General features: G+C 47.9%; 16 protein-coding genes. 12 read left to right on the top strand and 4 right to left on the bottom strand.

What is annotated here, in order from left to right; translation table 11 throughout:
* Positions 1–47: 47 nt before the first annotated feature.
* Complete coding sequence (locus K0H60_RS11105; protein ID WP_220055745.1) at positions 48–2,762, bottom strand: acetate--CoA ligase family protein; 2,715 nt, start codon at positions 2,760–2,762, stop codon at positions 48–50.
* Between the two features lie 275 nt (positions 2,763–3,037).
* Here K0H60_RS11105 and K0H60_RS11100 point away from each other — a divergent pair, with 275 nt between their 5' ends.
* Genes K0H60_RS11100 through K0H60_RS11055 form a run of 10 tightly spaced genes read left to right on the top strand, consistent with a single transcriptional unit; the run spans position 3,038 to position 13,696 of the window.
* A complete protein-coding gene (locus K0H60_RS11100) occupies positions 3,038–4,174 on the top strand; it encodes a methyl-accepting chemotaxis protein (RefSeq protein ID WP_220055744.1) in 1,137 nt (378 codons plus the stop codon).
* Between the two features lie 14 nt (positions 4,175–4,188).
* Complete coding sequence (locus tag K0H60_RS11095) at positions 4,189–4,482, top strand: STAS domain-containing protein (RefSeq protein WP_011717171.1); 294 nt, start codon at positions 4,189–4,191, stop codon at positions 4,480–4,482.
* Positions 4,483–6,180: a fused response regulator/phosphatase gene (locus tag K0H60_RS11090; RefSeq protein WP_220055743.1), complete on the top strand. Its 1,698-nt coding sequence runs from the start codon at positions 4,483–4,485 to the stop codon at positions 6,178–6,180.
* The gene (locus K0H60_RS11085; protein WP_011622857.1) at positions 6,181–6,546 is read left to right on the top strand and encodes a response regulator; all 366 of its coding nucleotides are present in this window, start codon (positions 6,181–6,183) and stop codon (positions 6,544–6,546) included.
* Between the two features lie 18 nt (positions 6,547–6,564).
* Positions 6,565–8,679 (top strand): chemotaxis protein CheA, encoded by a 2,115-nt coding sequence (locus K0H60_RS11080; RefSeq protein ID WP_220055742.1) that lies wholly within the window; start codon positions 6,565–6,567, stop codon positions 8,677–8,679.
* A gap of 14 nt (positions 8,680–8,693) precedes the next feature.
* Positions 8,694–9,206: a chemotaxis protein CheW gene (locus K0H60_RS11075; protein ID WP_011717167.1), complete on the top strand. Its 513-nt coding sequence runs from the start codon at positions 8,694–8,696 to the stop codon at positions 9,204–9,206.
* A gap of 5 nt (positions 9,207–9,211) precedes the next feature.
* Positions 9,212–11,185 (top strand): methyl-accepting chemotaxis protein, encoded by a 1,974-nt coding sequence (locus K0H60_RS11070; RefSeq protein WP_220055741.1) that lies wholly within the window; start codon positions 9,212–9,214, stop codon positions 11,183–11,185.
* Complete coding sequence (locus tag K0H60_RS11065) at positions 11,186–12,016, top strand: CheR family methyltransferase (RefSeq protein ID WP_220055740.1); 831 nt, start codon at positions 11,186–11,188, stop codon at positions 12,014–12,016.
* Complete coding sequence (cheD, locus tag K0H60_RS11060) at positions 12,017–12,637, top strand: chemoreceptor glutamine deamidase CheD (protein WP_011717164.1); 621 nt, start codon at positions 12,017–12,019, stop codon at positions 12,635–12,637. It begins immediately after the preceding gene.
* Positions 12,638–12,640: 3 nt separating this feature from the next.
* A complete protein-coding gene (locus tag K0H60_RS11055) occupies positions 12,641–13,696 on the top strand; it encodes a protein-glutamate methylesterase/protein-glutamine glutaminase (RefSeq protein WP_220055739.1) in 1,056 nt (351 codons plus the stop codon).
* Positions 13,697–13,863: 167 nt separating this feature from the next.
* Here K0H60_RS11055 and K0H60_RS11050 read toward each other — a convergent pair whose 3' ends face one another.
* On the bottom strand, positions 13,864–15,495 hold the full coding sequence (locus K0H60_RS11050; protein WP_011717162.1) for a diguanylate cyclase: 1,632 nt from the start codon (positions 15,493–15,495) through the stop codon (positions 13,864–13,866).
* 362 nt (positions 15,496–15,857) lie between these two features.
* Here K0H60_RS11050 and K0H60_RS11045 point away from each other — a divergent pair, with 362 nt between their 5' ends.
* Both K0H60_RS11045 and K0H60_RS11040 read left to right on the top strand, forming a co-directional pair.
* Entirely contained in the window at positions 15,858–16,880 is a 1,023-nt protein-coding gene (locus K0H60_RS11045; protein ID WP_220055738.1) for a nuclease-related domain-containing protein, read from the top strand.
* Positions 16,881–16,978: 98 nt separating this feature from the next.
* The gene (locus K0H60_RS11040; RefSeq protein ID WP_220055737.1) at positions 16,979–17,428 is read left to right on the top strand and encodes an SRPBCC family protein; all 450 of its coding nucleotides are present in this window, start codon (positions 16,979–16,981) and stop codon (positions 17,426–17,428) included.
* 157 nt (positions 17,429–17,585) lie between these two features.
* Here the strand turns inward: K0H60_RS11040 and K0H60_RS11035 are convergent, their stop codons facing one another.
* Positions 17,586–19,178 carry an ABC-F family ATPase gene (locus K0H60_RS11035; RefSeq protein WP_220055736.1) on the bottom strand — a complete coding sequence of 531 codons (1,593 nt, stop codon included), beginning with the start codon at positions 19,176–19,178 and terminating at the stop codon, positions 17,586–17,588.
* A 232-nt stretch (positions 19,179–19,410) separates the two neighbouring features.
* Positions 19,411–21,351: a phytase gene (locus K0H60_RS11030; RefSeq protein WP_220055735.1), complete on the bottom strand. Its 1,941-nt coding sequence runs from the start codon at positions 21,349–21,351 to the stop codon at positions 19,411–19,413.
* Positions 21,352–21,365: the final 14 nt, after the last annotated feature.

Genomic DNA, 21,365 nt, shown 5'->3' with positions numbered 1-21,365 from the left:
AGAGCGGCGTTTTTTATTGTGTTCAGCGAACCGCAGATTGCTTCGCGCTATTGACTCTTATTGGCGTTGGGCGCTTTAAGATCCATATGCATTTTGATCAAATGCTCCTCCATATCGAAGGTGACCTTAAAGCCTAAGCTCTTGGCAAGGCTTGCCATATTACGGTTTTCAAACATGGTAAAGCCCGTCAGCACAGGGGTGTCATTGGCTTGATAGTATTTAATCAATTTTTCGAGCAGTAATTTACCCAGCCCAATACCCTGATGATCGCCCCGTACCGCCATGGCAAATTCGGCTTCAGTATTGTCGGGATCGATGGAGGCCCTTACCGCGCCTAAGGTGATGTCATCACCGTCCGGCCCCTTGGCGGTGGCGATAAAGGCCATTTCGCGGGCGTAGTCGATTTGGGTTAGTACCGCCATTTCCTCGTGGGTCATCTTAGATCGCACGCCAAAGTAGCGTTTGTACCTATCTTCATCGGAGAGGGAATTATCAAAGGCCAAATGCTTGGGCTCATCCTCGGGCAGGATGGGGCGCAGCATGACCTTAAGGCCATTTTTAAGCTCGGCAAACTCCTCTAATTCCTTGGGATAAGGCATGATGGCAAGGCGCGAGGTGTTATCGGTATTGGCATCGTGCAGACGGATATTCACATCGAGCAAGGTGATGTTTTCCCCCGCCGCCAGCACAGGGTTAAGATCTAACGATGCTATCTCTGGGCAGTCGATGATGATGTGGGAAATTTGCGTCAGCATCACGCATAGGGCGTTCATATCCAGCCCCAGCGGTAAATGCCTGTCCTTTAACTTATGGGTCTTTAAGGCTTGGATCACCATGTAGCGGGCCAGCGCCATATTGAGTGGCGGCAAGGCGACCGCCGCATCTTGAGTCGGATCCCACTCCGAGCCGCCTTCACCTAAACAGATGGCAGGACCGAAGACGGGATCGCTTATCACGGCGACCCGAATTTCCTGAGCGCCCGCGGTCAAGGCCATCTTCTGCACTATCATGCCCTCGATAATCGCGTCGGGATTGGCCTGATGCACCCGCTGGGTAATTGCATTGGCGGCATGGCGAATATCTTCCGCCGAAGTGAGATTAAGCATGACGCCGTGGACATCGGATTTATGCAAAATATTCGGTGATTGCACCTTGAGGGCGAGGGGATAACCCGCCTCATTAGCAATGGCGACGGCCTCATCGGCATCTTTGACAAACCAAGTGTCGATAGTATTGAGGCCATAGGCGCGCAAAATCGGGCTGGCTTCGTGGGTCTCGAGTACCGCTTTGCCCTTGGCCTGTGCCGCTTGCAGCAGTTTTCGCGCCGTTTGGCTGTCGGTTGGAATATTGTCGGGGATCGACTGCGGCACTTCCTGCAGCAGTTTTTGGTTACGGCGATATTCCACCATATGCATAAAGGCGCCGACCGCACCTTCGGGGGTGCGATAGGTGGAGATGCCGCCCTTGGTAAAGCGTTTGCGGGCTTGATAGGCCGAGTCTTCACCGCTCCAGTTGGTGAGGATATTCAAGCGGTTTTTCTTCGGATGCGCGTGGATCACTTTAATCAAGGCATCGGCAATTTCGACACTTTCGCCAAGGGCGGAGGGCGAATGCAGCACTAAAATGGCGTCTAATTCTTCACTATCCATCAGGATATTGAGTGCGCTGGCGTAACGGCTGGCGTTGGCATCGCCGATAATATCGACGGGGTTTTGCTTCGACCACGTATTGGGCAGCACGGCATCGAGTTTGGTGATGGTCTCTTGGGATAACTCCGCCAGTTTGCCACCGCGCAGAATAAGTTCATCGACGGCCAATACCGCTGGGCCGCCACCATTACTGATGATCCCTAATCGCTCGCCTTGCAATGGATTAGAGTGGGCGAGGCTTTCTACCGCGGCAAAAAGTTCAATCAAATCATTCACCCGCAGCATACCTGCGCGCCTAAAGGCGGCTTCGTACACGGCATCGTTACCGCCAATGCCACCCGTATGCAACTTGGCGGCACGCACTCCTTCGGCGCTGCGGCCGGATTTAATCACTAATATGGGCTTATTACGGGAAGCGGCGCGGGCGGCGGAGAGAAAATGGCGTTTCTCATTGACCGAATCGATATACAACATGATGGCGCTGGTACGGCTATCACGGCCGAGGAAATCGAGCAATTCATCGAAGTTAATATCGGTGGCATCCCCTAGGGAGATAAAGGATGAAAAGCCAATACCTTTGTTGTTTGCCCAATCCAGCACTGTGGTACAAATCGCCGCCGACTGCGACACAAAAGCAATTTTGCCGGGCAGGGCGCTGGCATGGGCCAAACTGGCATTGAGCCCTAACGGCGGCAATAACATGCCCAAACTATTGGGGCCGAGGATACGCATGCCATAGCGTTTCGCATGTTGCATGGCCAAGTCGAGTAGGCTGATACCTTCTTCATTGACCTCCTGTGCCATGCCGGATGCCATGATAATCGCCACCTTACAGCCGAATTGCGCTAGGGTTTCGACGATGGCGGGCACGCGACTGGCGCGGGTACAAATCACCGCCAGATCGGGCTTTATCGGCAAGGCTTCTATATTGGGATAGGCAAGCACCCCCATCACGGCGCGGTATTTTGGCGTCACGGGCATGATAGGGCCAGAAAATCCGCTCGAGAGCAGGTTTTTCATCAGCACATTACCGGCGCGTTTCTCACTATTGGAGGCGCCAATAATGGCTACGGATGTGGGTTTAAATAAGGAGTGTAATGTACGTTGACTCATAAATGATCCCATCCCAGTCGAAGACATCGCCAGTGTAACCTAGGCTTTGCAGGCTGCACAGCTAAGTTTATGTATCCACTAGACAAGTCTATGAGTTAATCAGCCATTCGCCTGATAAAGAAAGCCGTTCTACTGATTTAGTTGGCGCCAAATCACGATTCGTACGATTTTTGCGCACGCCGTGCTGATTTGAGCGAAAAAAATCAGTTAGTCGTTTGAAAACCCCTGAATATGAAACTACTTTTTAATCACAGATCAATAATTGCGAAGTCTCTATGACATACAAGGATGGCATTGTTGCAGTGTTTGCAGCAGTAATAGGATATTTTATCGGCAGCTTAGTCAGTTTTACGCTGAGTACCTTAGTTGCCGTGATTATCATGCTCGGTTGGCAATTCTATCGACAATCCTCAACCTCTCAACCCATACCTCACTCCTTTGCCACTTCCGCAGCGAGCGGCGACTGGCAAGATCAGCTTAATCTCTATCAAGAAGTGTCAGTGTCGTTAAAGACCTGCGAGCAGAGTATCGACGATGTGCTATCGGTACAGTCGGATGCGGTTGACTTACTCGGTGGCGCCTTCGATGGCTTAGGTAAATTAATGCACGAGCAAAGCGAGTTTATCTCAGCATTGGTTCATAGCGCCGATGATGAAGAAATCTTTCACTCAGAGCAGATGAAGCTATTTGCCAATAACACTTCGATGACGCTAGAGCGTTTTATTCAATCGACCATTGAGATGTCTGCATCGAATATCGATCTGCTCGAAAAAGTGAATGTGATTTATGAATCTATGCCTCAGGCGATGAAGGCACTCAAGGATATAGATCAAATCTCTTCGCAAACCAACCTATTAGCTTTAAATGCGGCCATTGAAGCCGCCCGCGCGGGCGATGCAGGCAGGGGCTTTGCCGTGGTGGCCGATGAAGTGCGCGCCTTGTCTAATCGCAGCGCAGGCTTTAGCGAAAGTATTCAAAAGCAATTACACACCATTCAAGTGCAAATCGAGCAGCTTACCCATCAAGTGAGTAAAGTCGCTGCTCAGGATATGTCTTACATTATTGAGGCAAAAAAAGATCTGGATACTGCACTGGAGCAAATCATTGTTAAAGCAGAAAAAGATGCCGCAGTGATTGATAGAATCGATGCCTCTGCCCATGAGTTGGAAAGCGCCATTGCAGACGCAATTCGTGGCTTGCAATTTAGCGATATCACCTCCCAAAGTATGATTTACACCAATCAGACGCTGCAACATTTGCGGGAGTCCTTAAATAGTGTCACCGCGATGTCGCCTGAAGAATTCGACGAACAGTGTGATGGTCTGGTATCCCAGATCAGCGGTCGGCGTAAAAATACCCATAACCCAGTATCAGCAAGCCAAATCAGTTGCGGTGAAATTGAGCTTTTCTAAATAGGGACATTGTGATGGCTAATATTTTCTACATCTCTTTGCCGGAACGTTTTGATTTTTATCACCATAAAAAATTCACCAACGATTATCAAAAGGCCTTTCTCGAAGAGGACATTAAGCACTTAGTGCTGGATTTTAGCCGCGTACTTTACATTGATAGCTCGGCCCTTGGAATGATGGTGTTGCTGCATCGAAAAGCGTTGGAGCGACAGATCAGTACGGCGATCCGAGGTTTGCACGGCCAAGCGGAAGAAATTATCAACATAGCTAATATGGGTCGTTTGTATCTTGTCGAACGGGATGTATAAGTGCCTAAAAGCCAACGCTATATTTTGGTCATTGAAGATGACCTAGTGACAAACCAAATTATTACCGCGTTTATTCACAGTAAAGGTTGGGGGGTGATCACTTGTTGCAGTTTAGAAGAGGCCAGTGAGGAAATTTACCAGCAGAATATTGAACTTATCTTATTAGATTATTTTCTACCCGATGGTTCGGCTTTAACGCTATTAGAAAAATTAAGATATTGCGAATCCCCTGTACCAGTGATTGTGATCAGTGCTGATAATGAGTATCAAAAAATATTATCTTGTTTTAGATTAGGCGCCCTTGATTACATTATTAAACCAATTAATTTAGAGCTATTTTGGCATAAAGTTGAAGGCCTGCTCGCACATTTTTCCTTAGAGAAACAAGTTAAGCAACAACGCTCCATTTTAGAAAAGATGCTATATCAAAAAGCCCGCGAAGAACAAATGGCGAGGCATTTATTTGAGCATCTTGTCAATATCGGTAATGTCACTTACGACTTTGTCAAAACGTTTACCCAAGCCAGTGCCAATTTTAGCGGCGATATTATTCTCAATACCGTGGGACCTAACGGTAATTTCTTTTTAATCATTGCCGACTCCACCGGCCATGGATTAAGCGCTGCCATGCCGATTTTACGGGTGGCGAATACCTTTAGAGCCATGGTGGCGAAAGGCTTTAATTTGGTGAGTTTGATTTATGAACTCAATGCTAACGTGTATGAAGACAGCCCCGGCGACCGTTTTGTTGCTGCTATGGTATTGGAAGTCGATTTCTTTAAGAATCAAATACATCTTTGGAATGGCGGCATGCCGGATGCACTGCTTTACCAAGATGAGTTTGAGGGTTCAACCGGGCATAGCGAGCTGGACCATATACAAAGATATCGCTCTAAAAATATGGCGCTGGGTATTTTATCGCCTAGTTCGTTTATCGCTAATATTGCTTCATTCCCGATCCCTAAAACTGGCCGAATTTGTCTACTCAGCGACGGTTTAATCGAGCAACAGAGTAAAGGCGGTGTTTTTTTTGGCATGGATAGCGTGATTTCACTGCTGAGTTTTTACGGCCGCGATTTAACCGAACACCTTAAAGCAAAACTCAAAAGTATTTTTGAACATGAGATAACCGATGATATTGCCGTCTGCGTACTCGATTTTGAGTTATTAAATAACTGGTATCGAGAACGAGAACATAAATCGAGTCAAATATGCATGAAAGGGGAGTTTGCTTGGGCGATAAAAATGATGGGGTCAATGCTGTTAAATGTCGATTATTTAAATTCACTGAATCAGTTTTTGAATATTTTTGGGTTTTCTACTACGTTTAGTCAGAGGGTATTTACTGTTGTTTCTGAGTTAGTTACCAACGCAGTAGACCATGGTGTGCTTAAGTTAGATTCGCGACTTAAAAATGATCCCGAGAGCTTTGAGCTGTACCACAGTATACGTGAAGGCAGCATAGACAAACTGATCGCTGCTGACTGGGTTAAGGTCGAGCTCGAATGGCATGCACAGTTAAATGAACTCAAGATTATCGTGTCCGACAGTGGTGAGGGTTATATCCCCAAAGAGCAGGCTGCATCAACAGATTGGTTTCAAATTTCGGGTCGTGGGCTTTTATTAGTCAAGTCTCTTTGTAAGAGCTATGAATTAGTGGCTCCAGGAAATAAAACTAAAGTCATAATGGAATTGTAAATGAGCAAAAAAATATTAATTGTTGATGACTCGGCCGCGATTAGACAGATGGTCGAGGCGACATTAAAGTCGGCCAATTACCAAGTCGTATTAGCAAAGGATGGCCGTGAGGCCCTAGATTTATGCGGCGGACAACGATTCGATTTTATTTTGACGGATCAAAATATGCCTCGTATGGATGGGTTAACCTTAATCAAATCCCTTAGAGGCATGTCGGCCTTTATGCGCACACCGATTGTGATGCTGACCACTGAAGCTGGTGAAGATATGAAGGCCCAAGGTCGAGCCGCAGGCGCCACGGGATGGATGGTCAAGCCCTTTGACCCCCAAAAGTTATTAGCTATCACAGCCAAAGTGCTGGGCTAACTTAGGTCGGGGTGTGCTATGTCCATTAATATGGCAGAGTTCCATCAGGTTTTTTTTGAAGAAAGCCACGAACATCTTGAAAATATGGAGCAATTGCTCCTTGCATTAGATTTAGCCGCCCCCGATCCCGAAGAACTAAATACCATCTTCCGTGCCGCCCATTCGATAAAAGGGGGCAGTGGCATTTTTGGTTTTACCGCGCTGACCAGCGTGACCCATGTAATGGAGAATTTGCTCGATAAAACCCGAAAGGGCACGTTTGAGCTGTCATCCTCTGTCATTGATCTCTTGCTTCGTACCGTCGATACCCTGTCACATATTTTAAATCTCTATCGAGAAGAAGAACCTATCGATTGGCAACAAGTGGAGTTTGCCAAAAACCAGTTAGTGGCGGCGCTAAATGGTGAGCCATTTTCGACCCAGGCGGCCAAGGTTGTCGAGACCGCTAACCAAGATAAACCTGTTGCGGTATCAACCAATTCGGCGCCACAAGAAGATGCGAGTTTTGGTTTTTTTGAAGATGAAGTCGAGCTAGGGCTGGTCGATGAACCTGAACATTTCGGCTTTTTTGACGAGGCTTATACCGCAAAGGAAATCCGCGTCGAGGATATTCATTCAAACGCTGCGGATTCAGCAACCCATGCTGCTGTGAGTGATGATGAATTAGGTTACGGCTTTTTTGAATCACTGACAGCAGAGAGTTTTGCAAATGAGCTGGACGCATTATCAACACCCGCTAAGGATGTGCAAGTAACCGATAAGGCGATACATAAAACCTTGGCTGAACAATCTGACGCCAAAACGACTCGCTCAAAAAAGCCGCCTAAAGACAGTGCCCAACTTAAATCTCAAGCGACTACGGATGTCAAACTGGAGACTCAAACCCATTTAGCTTCATCCCCTGCGATGAATACGACATCAGCAACACCAGCTGCCTCTAGCCAAGTGGCGAAAAAGGCGAGCACATCGACTCAAGATGCCACCTTGAGGGTGGAAACCTCCAAGATAGATACCTTAGTTAATCTGGCGGGTGAATTGGTGATCACCCAATCCATGCTCACTCTTATAGGCAATGAACTGGGCGGTGAATTAGGTGAGCGGCTTAAAACCGCGCTCAATGAGTTAGAGCGCAATACTCGGGAAATGCAGGAAGCCGTGATGTCGGTGCGCATGTTACCCGTGTCGTTCGTGTTTAACCGTTTCCATCGTCTGGTACGGGATTTGTCGGAGCAGCTTGGGAAAAATGTCAATCTGGTGATTGAAGGCGGTAACACTGAAATTGATAAGGGAATGATCGAAAAGTTGGTCGATCCTCTGACCCATCTCGTACGCAACAGTCTAGACCATGGTATTGAAAAGCCAGAAAAAAGAATCGCGGCAGGTAAAAGTGAGGTCGGTGTGTTGTCCCTCAAGGCGAGTCAGCGTGGCGGCAGTATAGTGATCGCCGTTCACGATGATGGCGGTGGTTTAAACCGCGAGCGCATTTTGCAAAAGGCCCGAGAGAATGGCATGGCACTGCCTGAGAACATGACAGACAAGCAAGTGTGGCAATTGATCTTTGCTGCGGGGTTCTCAACGGCCGCTGAGGTCACCGATGTCTCTGGTCGCGGCGTGGGTATGGACGTGGTGCGTAAGAATATTGAGGCCTTAGGTGGTCGCATCGATATTGATTCCGTTGCGGGCGAGGGCGCGACCTTCGAAATCCAGCTTCCTCTTACCTTAGCCATAGTCGATGGCATGAGCGTCAGCGTGGGCAATCAAATCTATATCTTGCCCTTAGTGCACATTATCGAATCGATACAGCCACAAACCGAGCAGCTTAAATTTTTGGCTAAAGAGCGGTTACTCAGGGTGCGGGAAGAATATCTACCGCTATTAAATCTATATCAATTAATGGAAATAGAACCCCAAGCCAAGACGCCAGAAGCCGGCATAGTGGTCTTGCTCGAAAGCAATAATAAACGCTTTGGCCTGTGTGTCGATGCGCTCGTCGGGCAGCAACAAGTGGTGATCAAGAGCCTTGAAAAACACTATCGGCGGATCCCGGGCGTATCGGGGGCGACCATCATGGGCGATGGCAGCGTGGCCTTGATCCTCGATGTTGAATCACTTGCACTGCATATCAAAAATTAACTAAGGATGTCGCAATGGATAACCGCACGAACACGGCGAGTAAACAGGAATATAGCGTCCACGATGAGGTCGAGTTTTTAAGCTTTGTGCTGGGTGAAGAACATTATGCGCTCGACATTATGTCGGTGAAGGAGATCCGCGGTTATGAACCCGTCACTAAAATCGCCAATGCGCCGAGTTTTATCAAAGGCGTGCTCAATCTCAGGGGCGATATCGTTCCGATTGTCGATTTAAGGATGAAGTTTGCCGTGGGCAGTGCGACCTACAACGAGTTCACCATCGTCATTATGTTGAATGTGTTTGACCGTATCGTTGGGATTGTCGTTGATGCGGTGTCGGATGTGATTAAACTCGCCGCCGAAGAAATTCTACCCGCCCCCGAGTTTGGGGTGGCCTTCGATAGCCGTTACCTTAAGGGGCTGGCTACGGTAGAAGACAAGATGATCATTTTGGTAAATATACAGGCTCTGATCAGCAGTGATGAGCTGGGTCTAATTGATGCAAATAGTCTGTCTGATCAGGAGTAATCATAATGGGTATTTTCAATGTGTTTGGAAATGAAGAGGCGCGCCAGCAAAAGGAAGAAGAGCTGCAACGCTATTTCCAATTATTAGATAACAGCGGCAACAGCTTTATGATCGCCGACAGCAACCGCAATATTATCTACGCCAATAAAGCGGTATTGAATATGTTATCCGAAGCCGAGGCGGATATTCGCAAAGAGCTGCCGCAGTTCTCTGTGGCGAAGGTGGTGGGCAGTAATATCGATATTTTCCATAAAAATCCGGCCCATCAACGCAATATGCTCGAGCGTCTTACCCAATCCCATACGGCGCAGATCAGCATTGGAAAACGGATTTTCAAGTTGATCCTGACGCCCATTATCACCCGCGAAAATAAACACTTAGGCACGGGCGTTGAATGGATTGATAGAACTGAGAGCATAGAGTCCGAGCGGGCGACGCAGCGCATTTTAGAAGCACTGAATAATACCAGTACCAATGTGATGATCGCCGATGCCAACCGCACCATCATCTATATGAACCGCTCGGTGGAGTCGATGTTACGCCAATCTGAGAGTGAGATAAGGCAAGCGCTGCCGCATTTCTCCGTGGATAAAATTCTCGGCAGCTCGATGGATATTTTCCATAAAAATCCAGCCCATCAAGCCAGTCTGTTAGACAAGCTCGACCGTAAATATGAATCGCAAATCAAAGTGGCGAGTTGTCATTTCCGCTTAACTGCCAGCCCGATCATTTCTAAAACGGGCGAGCGATTAGGTTCTGTCGTCGAATGGCTCGATCGCACGGTCGAAGTGCAAATCGAGCAGGAAATCTCGCGCATCGTCAATGCGGCTGCGGCGGGGGATTTCTCCCAACGGGCGGAGACGCAAGGTAAGCAGGGTTTCTTCTTGATGCTCGCCAATAGCCTCAACGCTTTAATTGAAACCTCGGATCGTGGTTTGCAGGATGTGGCGCGGGTGTTGATGGCGCTCGCCGAAGGTGATTTAACCACGCGTATCTATAACGATTACGAAGGTACCTTTAATGATTTGAAAAACTATTCAAATCAAACGGCTGAAAAGCTCTCTTACATGATAAGAGACATCCAAAAAGCCGCCGATACCATCAATACCGCCTCTTCAGAAATCGCTCAAGGCAATGCCGATTTATCGAGCCGCACCGAGGAGCAAGCATCGAGTCTTGAACAAACCTCAGCGAGTATGGAGGAGCTGACGGGCACAGTGAAATTAAATGCCGACAACGCCAGCCAAGCCAATGCACTTGCCTCTAAGGCCGCCGACGTTGCCGTCGATGGGGGCGAGCTTATCCAGCAAGTGGTGCAAACCATGGCATCGATTAACGAATCGGCACGTAAGATCGCCGATATTATTGGGGTTATCGATGGCATTGCCTTCCAAACCAATATCTTAGCGCTTAATGCCGCGGTCGAAGCGGCCAGAGCAGGCGAGCAAGGCCGTGGATTTGCGGTGGTGGCCTCTGAGGTGAGAAGCCTAGCCCAACGTTCGGCTAATGCAGCCAAGGACATTAAGGCCTTGATCTCAGACTCTGTGACCAAAATCGAGAGCGGCAACAGTTTAGTCGGCAAATCCGGCGATACTATGAAAGAAATCGTCATCGCCATTAAACGGGTGAACGACATTATGGCGGAGATTGCCTCGGCCTCGAATGAGCAGGCTATTGGCATCGATGAGATCAGCAAAGCCGTGGTGCAAATGGATGAAATGACGCAGCAAAACGCGGCCCTAGTGGAAGAAGCCGCGGCCGCAGCCGAGAGCATGCAATCACAGGCGCAGCAATTAGCCGACAGTGTGGCCAATTTTACCGTGGATGAAGACACCAGCGCTGCGCCCAAACCTGTGGCGAGCACCAAAAAGTTAGCGGTTAAACAACCGTCATCGACAGTGACTCGCATGCCCGTGAAACCTAAGGCGATGGCGCCAAAGGTCAATAAAGCCGACCAAGACGAATGGGAAGATTTTTGATTGAGCGAACATCAACCTCTAGGGAAAGAGTTTGTTTTTACGGCGGCGCACTTTAATACGGTGAAGACACGGCTGTATCAATTTGCCGGGATTAAGTTAGCCGACAGTAAAGACGCTATGGTGTACAGCCGTTTAGTCCGGCGGATCAGGGCGCTGAAGTTAGCGGGATTTACCGCGTATTTCGAGTATTTGCAGGCAAACGAGGGTGAGCATCAGGAGTTTATTAATGCGCTGACCACTAACCAGACGGCGTTCTTTCGTGAGCCGCATCACTTTGAGATTTTAAAGCAATATTTGCAGGCTCATCCGCATACCAAAAGGATCTGGTGTGCGGCCAGCAGCACTGGGGAGGAGCCTTATTCGATTGCCATGGTGGTTGCGGAGCATTTTGGCCGTTTTAATACTCCCATCGAAATCGTCGCCTCCGATATCGACAGTCGGGTGTTATACAAGGCGCAAACAGGGATTTACCCCATCGAGCGTATCGAGGCGGTGAGTGCTGAGCGCAAGAAGGCGTTTTTTCAGCGTGGACGTGGGGCCCAACAAGGCAATGTGCGCGTGGTCCCTGAACTTAAACAGATGTTGCATTTTACGCGGCTTAATTTGGTCGATGAGTTTTGGTCAATCAAGACGCCCATCGATGTGATTTTTTGTCGCAATGTAATGATTTATTTTGATAAAACAACGCAGGAAAGCATTCTTAAACATATGATGCTTTCCCTTGCCGACGATGGACTCTACATCGCTGGCCATTCGGAGAACTTTAATATGTTTCCCCAAATCATTAAGCCCGTGGGCCAAACAACCTACAAGGCGGTAAAGGGAGCTTGAGTGCCAAAACCGAATATTGAGTACCCTGTTATTGAGCCGAATCGGTATTTTGACCATCATTTTGGCTGTGACGCCGTAAAAATTCTACCAGGAGAATTCTACGCCACACGGGATCAAACCATGATAGTCACAGTGTTAGGCTCATGCATTTCAGTATGCCTCTATGATCCTGACTTAAGAATTGGGGGAATGAACCATTTTTTATTACCGAGCGATAACGGCAACAGTTCTGGGATATTAACCGATTCGGCCCGTTACGGCGTATACGCCATGGAGTTGCTGATTAACGAGTTGCTCAAACTCGGCGCGCGGCGCCGCGCCTTGGTCGCTAAAGTGTTTGGTGGTGGCAATATGCTCAACGGGATCACCGCCCATAATATTGGGGAGCGCAATGCGGAGTTTGTGCTCGAGTATTTGCAAGTGGAGCAAATCCCGATATTGGCGGCGGATTTACTCGATTTTTATCCTCGAAAAGTATATTTCTTCCCTGGGACGGGATTAGTCAAAGTACGAAAAATCAAAACGATGCATAACAGCACCATTATGGACAGGGAAAGTGAATATCGCCTACGGATCAGGAATTTGCCCAGTGGCGGAGATGTGGAATTTTTTGGTGACTAAGCGATGACGATAAAAGTACTAGTGGTAGATGATTCGGCACTGATCCGTAACTTATTGGGCAAGATGATCGAGGCCGATCCTGAGTTATCTTTGGTGGGCATGGCCGCCGATGCCTATATGGCCAAGGATATGGTGAATCAGCATCGCCCCGATGTGATTACGTTAGATATTGAAATGCCCAAGGTAGATGGGCTGACCTTTTTAGACCGGTTGATGAAGGCTAGACCCACGGCAGTGGTAATGATTTCCTCATTAACCGAGGAGGGTGCCGATGCGACCTTTAATGCGCTAGGATTAGGCGCGGTGGATTTTATCCCTAAACCGAAATTAGACTCGCCTCAGGATTTTAATGAATATCAAGATTTGATTCTGGAGAAAATTAAATCGGCGGCGAATGCGAAGCTGAAAACCCAACGCACTCAACCCGTTGCCGTGACTGCGCCAAGTCTAAAACCCACCCTAGCAAATCGCGTGATCAACACGCAATTGGTGGCAATTGGCGCTTCGACTGGCGGCACTGAAGCCATTTTATATCTGTTGCAACAGTTTCCTGCAGTCATGCCACCGATAGTGATCACCCAACATATGCCGCCGGGTTTTACCCGTACCTTTGCCGAGCGGCTAAATAAACTTACCCGTTTGAATGTTAAGCAAGCCGATGATGGCGAACGTTTATTGCCCTGTTATGTGTATATTGCGCCCGGAGATCAGCACTTAGAAGTGATTAAGGTCGGCGGTAGTTTTAAGACCCGTTTGACCCAAGGTGATAAGGTTAGCGGCCATAGGCCCTCGGTGGATGTGTTATTTAATTCGGTTGCGGCGTGTGCGGGGACCAATACCACGGCGGCTATCCTCACTGGCATGGGTAAAGATGGTGCCGATGGTATGGCATTAATCGACCAGCAGGGGGGCAAAACCTTTGCTCAGGGGGAGCAGAGCTGCGTGGTGTTTGGCATGCCAAGGGAAGCGATTAAACGCGGTGTTATCCATCATGTGGTCGAACTGCCGCAACTGGCGGATAAAATGCTCAACTATTTAGCCTCGCTTAAGCGAGACTAAAAGCACGCTTACAAATAGATTTTGGTCTTATCAATGGCAAATTACGCGCAATTTTGTCATTCCTCGTAACAGTCTTATTTGCACGCATCAGTCGTCACTTATGCAACTGATAATCACAAGTCACTTTTTAAAGCCCTGAATTTGATTAACATGTTGATGTATAAAGCTTATTTTAAAGTGGTGATTAAACGGTTGCGTCCAGTCCGCTTCGCCTCATACAGATTTTTATCCGCCAGCAATAAACAATCTTGAAACTCATTACATTCGGTCGAGAAGGCCAAGCCACCGCTTAAGGTGACTTTAAATTCGGCTCCTTCTTCGACAAACACGATATGACTAAAGCTCTCGCGAATGGCATTAAGCTTGGCAATGGCTAAGGGCGCGGGTAGATCGGGCAAGACCAACATAAATTCCTCGCCGCCGTAACGCCCCATAAAGTCCACGGGGCGTAGAGATTGCTGTAACAGGTGGGCAAAGGCTAATAGGACTTTGTCGCCGCCAGAATGTCCATAGGTATCATTTACTTGTTTAAAGTGATCTAAGTCCAGCATGGCAATGCACACTGAAGAGTTGATACGTTTGGCGAGGTTATAACAGCGGCGAGCGGCAACCAGGATCTGAGTGTGGTTGAGTAGCCCGGTTAAGCTATCACGGCTGGCGGAGCTGCGAATATCATGGCCACGCTGGGCGCGGGAAATCACTTGGGTCACAAACAGACTCGGCGCGGTTTGCTTTGAGATTAAATCGTCGGATCCCGCCTGAATGATGCTGACCTTGTTCTGCATGGTGTCGTCGGAGCTGAGCACGAGTATCGGACTCGAGCTGTACTTGTCTAATTGGCGGATCATTTTTGCCAGCTCTAAACCATTCACATCGGGCATATACAAATCAAAAATAAACAAGTCTGGCTCAAATTGCTCTAGGGTCGGCAGCACTTGTTCGGGTTTGGTCATGCCTTTTACCATCAGGCCATGACTACGAAGTAGGCTGGAAAAATAATCGACCATGGACTGTTGATCGTCCACCAGCAGAATTTTAAGCGGCTGTTTTTCTGACATTTTAAGCCACTGATGGATCTTGCGTACCAGTAGTGTGGTTTCGGCGGGTTTGACAAAATACTCGCTGACATTGGCGCGGATCGCCAGCAGTCGCATCTCGAAGTCGCCGCGGGAAGAGAGAACAAACACGCGGGTGTTATTTTTTTCAAATTCAGTCGCCGCCGTAAATAAAGCGGCCTCGGTATAATCGGGTAAGATAAGATCGAGTAAGACTAAATCGAAGGGCGAGGTATTTTGGATCCCCAGAAAATCGGTGAAATTTAAAAAATGCTGCACATTAAAACCAAACTCATGCAGCTGCTTCGTTATCATCGCCCCGACATTACTGTCATCCTCCACAATCGCAATTCGATACTCATGCCGTGCTTTGGTGGGTTTATAGGGGCTTTGCTGCATTTGCGCTTCCACCACGGGTGCTGCGGGTTCACTACGCAGATTATTTTGCAGCAATTGGTGGAAGAGGGTATCTAATCCCTTGATCACGGGCAGTTCTGGCGCAGGAGCGTCCAGTAGGTTTTTTAGCTGTAATTCGAGTCTATCGACGATATCTTTGGTTTCGGTTAAGCCGAAAGTTTCGCAGGAGCCCTTTAAATTATGCACCTCACGGTATACGGCCGACAGCATATGACTTTGCCAGTTTTTCCGTAGAGATATCCATAAAGTAATGATTTGTTTCTTTTTATCCGGTAGTGCATGTAAGTACTGACGTTTTAATTGTTCTAAGGATTCTTCAAGACTCATAAACCATCACCATGATAAGAATTTACAGAATAAATTGGTGCACAGCTGGCGCGTATGCAATACCCCATAAGGTTTAATTCACCCAATTCATTGAGTTGTGCTTTGTGGGTGCTTTAAGAGTGTAAACCAAGGCAGAGAAAATGCGGGCAAAAATACCAGTCTTGGTTGATTGTGATTAGAAATCTATTTTGCAGATGGGTTAACGATTTATCTATCGAGTTCGTTATAGCAATTTATGACGGTTGAAAATAATAAATCAGATCAAGTAACGTATAACCGTTGCAATGATAGCAAACAATAACAGGAGTTATTTCAAGGTGAAGGGATGCGTAAAGAATATCAGGCACAGCGCCAAGTTCTGCATGTTGTTGGCTGTAATGATCAGTGTCGTTGGCCTTTATCCTTTTTCGCTAAAGGCATTAGAGAAACAAGACTCTGAAGCCATCTGTATTCTTATCCAAAGTGAGATGCAAGATTGGCATCCAACCACGCCGCGTTATCAAGAGCTTAAGGCAAGATTCGATGAGCGTTGCCAGCAACCCGTCGCCAATGGCATTAAATCTTCGGTAAAGCAGCCTGCAACGCCAACTACGGTTCGCCAAGACACGCCTAAGCAGAAACCCAATATAATACCTACCGTGGTAACACCTAAACCTACGCCCGCTCATAGCACGATTTCACCCATCTCTTCAGTACTCGAGTCGCTGTCGATTCTGTTGGTGATTCCGATTTTTATACTTGTGTCTGCGATAGTCACCTTGCTATTTCGTCCGTCACTCAGACGATACCGAGCTGAAAGGTTAGGCCAACAGGGTGAAAAGCGGGTCGCTAAGTTACTGAAACAGGGATTCAGAGATGAGGACTTTCGACTTTATTGCAATTTAATTTTACCTATGGATGAGATAACTGAAGGTACGCCTGCTTTGACAGAGGTGGATTTAGTTTTATTGACTCATTTTGGCGTGTTCGTTATTGAAGTTAAAAATTACTCCGGCTGGATATTTGGGGGAGAGAAGCAAGCCCAGTGGACGCAAAAAATCTTTACCAAGCAAACCCGCTTTAAAAATCCTCTCCATCAAAACTATAAACATTGCTTAGCCGTTGCCCACTGCTTAGGGTTAGTCGAGGGACTCCATTCGGTTGTTGTTTTTAGCGATGAGGCGAGCTTTAAAACGCCGTTGCCTAAAAATGTGGTGAATGAGTCGGGACTTTTGAGCTTAATCGCTCAATACAAAGGGCAAATAAGTGAAACCTCTCACAACCTGGCATTTACTAGCGCCGCAGAACGGCTGGATATTGCCCAGCAGCAATCAGACTCTGATGCTAAATCATTGCACTTAACGCAGTTTAAGCATCGTCGCGTCGAGCCAACCATCTCAAGTTAAGGGGATAATTAATATTCTCGCGCAGGTGATAACGAATAGGATTCTTGCGCTATCTTTAAGAGCATCATTGGCCCATAAGCAATTGGAAGGATAAGGATATGTCGGATAACACAGGTACAGTGACGTTACATAGAGTGCTGCGCGCGCCCTCGACGTTAGTCTATAAGGCCTTTACCGATAAAGCGGCGCTAGAGCGTTGGTTACCGCCTTACGGCTTTGTGGGGACCATTCATGAGTTTGAATTGGCCGTTGGGGCGGGCTATAGCATGAGTTTTATTCAATTTGCGACGGGATACAGTCACTCCTTTAAGGTGGTTTATACCGAGCTCATCCCCAACACACTTATCCGCCATACTGACCAGTTTGATGATGAGAATCTGCCCGGCGTGATGCAGGTGACTATCGAATTAACCGAGGTTTCCTGCGGTACCAATTTGCAGATCATTCAGGAGGGTATCCCAGCCGTTATCCCTGAGGAGATGTGTTACTTAGGCTGGCAAGAATCATTAATGCAACTTGCGGCTTTGGTGGAAGCGAAAACCGACTAACGCAGTCAGTCACTGCGTATATGAAAGGGTGATACAAATGGGTGGTATAAAAAAGACGCTAAGCTCGAGTAGAGTGAAGCGTCTTTTCTTTGGGTCTTTTGAAGTCCTTTAGCAAAAGGACGTTTATCAAAAGCGCTTTTGCAAAAGCCGATGGCGATTAGGTACTGGCAAGGTTTGCCAGATACTCATCAAAGGTCCCTTGGAAGTTGACCAATTTTCTATCCCGAATATCGATAATACGGGTCGCTAACGAGGACACAAACTCGCGGTCGTGACTGACGAAAATCAGTGTGCCTTCAAAATCTTTGAGGGCATTATTTAAGGATTCAATCGCTTCCATATCCATATGGTTGGTCGGTTCGTCCATAATGATGACGTTGATATCCTGCATCATTAACTTGCCGAAAATTAAACGGTTTTTCTCACCACCTGAGCAGTTTTTGGCTTTTTTGTTGGCATCATCTTCGGTAAACAATAAACGACCTAACATGGCGCGTACCATCAAGTCGTTGTGTTTTGGCTGACGCCATTGGTCCATCCATTCAATAATAGTCAAATCATTATCAAAATCGCTGGTGCTGTCCTGTGGGCAGTAACCAATGGAAGCGTTTTCTGACCACTTAATCACGCCCTGATTATGGATTAACTCATTGACTAAACAGCGTAATAAGGTGGTTTTACCGACACCGTTCTCACCGATAATCGCAAGCTTTGCGCCAGCTTCGAGGATTAAATCGCCGCCTTCGAATAGCAACTCACCGTCAAAACCGTGGGCGAGGTTCTCAAGCACCAATGCCTGACGGTGCATCTTCTTACCCGGCGCGAAGCGGATTGACGGCGCAATACGGCTGGAGGATTTGACTTCATCCAGTTTAATTTTGTCCATGCGCTTGGCGCGTGAGCTGGCCAGTTTTGCCTTAGAAGCGTTAGCGCCAAAGCGGTTAACGAAGTCCTGCAGTTCTTCAATCTCGGCGCTCTTTTTGGCGTTGCTCGACAGCAATTGTTCGCGCTGCAAGGCCGATTGCTCGAGGAAGTATTCGTAGTTGCCGGGGTAAATCCGCAGTTCACCGTAATCGATATCCGCCATATGGGTACAGACAGCATTTAAGAAGTGTCTGTCGTGGGAAATAATGATCATGGTGCATTTGCGCTTATTCAGCTCAGTTTCGAGCCAACTGATGGTGTGAATATCCAAGTTGTTGGTGGGCTCGTCGAGCAGCAGAATATCGGGGTTAGCAAACAGGGCTTGGGCTAACAGTACGCGCAGTTTCCAACCGGGTGCAACCTGTGACATAGGGCCATAGTGGAAGGATTCTTCGATACCAGCTTCAATCAGAATTTCGCCCGCGCGGCTCTCGGCGCTGTAGCCGTCCATCTCGGCAAATTCACTCTCGAGATCGCCCACACGCATGCCGTCTTCTTCGGTCATATCGGGTTTGGCATAAATCGCGTCACGCTCTTGCTTGATTTTCCACAGCTGGGTATCGCCCATGATCACCGCATCGATAACCGTGTATTGCTCGAAGGCGAATTGATCTTGGCTTAGGGTGCCAACCTTTAAACCCGGCGTGATCGACACGTTGCCCGAGGTTGGGGCGAGGGCGCCACTTAAGATCTTCATAAAAGTCGATTTGCCGCAGCCGTTTGCGCCAATCAAACCATAACGGTTACCGTTGCCAAATTTTGCCGAGATATTTTCAAATAATGGCTCTGGGCCGAATTGCATGGTGATATTTGCGGTAGAGATCAAAGGTATGTCCTAAGAAAAAGTCGTTAATAACGGCTTAAAAAGCTGACAACCGCAAACAGTTTTGCAATATCGAGCTAGTTATTGGCCAAATGATTTGGGCGCGGAGTATAGCGATTTCAGACTCAAGATGCGAGTTTCAAGCAAAAAGGTTCAGGGCAAAAATAAACCGAGCCACTCGGACTCGGTTATCATTCCTCTCGCCAGATCATGCAGCGTTCAACTGGCTCAATACTCAGTTAAGCGATAATTTCTCGATAATACTGCGCCAAGGCAGCCATTTAAAAGATTGATTATTATCGGGTAAATGATTGTGTCCATCCTGTATCACCAGCATTCCCTGTTGCCAAGCTCCGGTTCCGACGCTTAAGTGAGTCACGGCCAAGCCATCGGTTTCGCTACTGCCATCGATACTGGTTTCGCGGCCATTTTCCATGCCGTTAAGGTTTACTCCAATACGGAACTTGCCTAATTGGGCGTAGGGCGGCTGTGCCTGATACAGCAAGTAACTGTTGTCGCCTTGACTGGACACCACCAGCAGATCCTGCTTTTTACCGTGAATATTGGCGCCTTGATAGAGTGAAATACCTTCAACATCGGGGACTAAGTCGCCCTCGGCTTTAATGATGAGCTCACCTTGGGTGCCGCCATTGGCCTTGGCATTAAAGCGCCAAATGCCCTTGTCTTCTTCACCGATAAACAGCGCGTGCTGAGCCTCATCGACCACACAACCTTCGACTTGGCTTGGGGTATGGATATCACGCACCAGCTTGATACTTGGGCCATTTACCTGCCAATCGACGCGGTATTGGGCGATACGGCCGGACTTTTCATTGGCGAACACATACAGGGTATCGGCATCTTGATACAGACACATGCCATAAATATCCACCATATTGGTGGCTTGATTAGGATACTCGCTTAACTTGCCCTGAGCATCGATTTCATAGAAGGCGAGGCTGTCGTTATCCCTTAAGGTCGCCACGGCGATATCGCGTTTTTTACCACCCAGCATCACTTGCTGGCGCAGTTCGACGTTATTGATGCGCCCCGAAGGTAGGGCTTGAACCTGCTCGCCACGCATATTAAAGCTCAATAGTCCCCAACGTTTGTTGGTGCCAAGCACTAGGCTTTTTTCCGGTTCAGTTGGATGCACCCAAATCGCCGGATCGTCCATGGTATCGCCGGGTCTATCGGAGGGATCGCTTTCAACCCAAGCGGGAATTTCGATGATATTATCGCTGGGCTCGTTATTTGATTGATTCCGGTCTATAGGCAAGACTGCTTGGCTAAATAAGTACTGATCAGTTTTATCATCATAGAGGGCAAACTGGATTGCCTTGTTGGTGCTGGTTCCGCTTAGATAACCACTGAACCCTTGTACCTTCCCTAAGTCGTAGTTCGCAATAGCCTGTTGATCTAAAGTTAGGACGCCATTTTTATCGCTTAACAATAACTTGCCATCGATGACTTGCATGCCCGCGATATCATTATTGAGGGCGGCGAGAATCAACTTAGCGCTATTATCGGCGAAGGGGCTGGCATCAAATTGCCAGACACCGGCTTCGGGCTCACTCACTAACAGTTTATCGCCATCGATGGCGCAGCTGGTGCTGTTGACGGGAATCGCCTGACTGCGCATTTTTTTCGGCATAAAGTGTCCGGCATCGCCTAATAGCCATTGCTCGCTATAACCGTCTTCGCCGCCAAACCAAGCGTAGATATTGCCATCCTGCGGCCTTGGCTGAATACAGATCCAATTGATTTCAAACGATGCCATCGGCAGCAGTGGCAACACGTTGGTCGCGACTTTGCCTTCTATCTGTTTGATCATGATAGGGCGAATGCGATCGGCGCGGCGATCGAGCGTTAAGGCATAGGGATCGCTAAAGGCCAACAGCTCAAACTCGCCTTTGACTAAGGTTTTGGCGGTGGGTAGCGACGTTTTATCCGCGCTTGGTATGCTTTGTAGCATCAAACCATTTCTTTCACTGACCCAAAGCCAATCGACGGCAGAGATCACTGCGTTGTTATCCTTGGTAAACAACAAGGCTTGGGCTTGGCTGCCTTTGTGGGCTGGGGCTGTGATTGGTTGAGCGAATGCGCTCAAGGGCGCACTGATAAGGCCTGCTAAGCTAACGGCTATGGCACTAATTTTGGTAAATGCTGTTGTCATATCTTTGTTCTTTT

The organism is Shewanella mangrovisoli (genome assembly GCF_019457635.1).
Taxonomy (GTDB): domain Bacteria; phylum Pseudomonadota; class Gammaproteobacteria; order Enterobacterales; family Shewanellaceae; genus Shewanella; species Shewanella mangrovisoli.
This window is presented reverse-complemented; position numbering and strand designations above follow the sequence as displayed.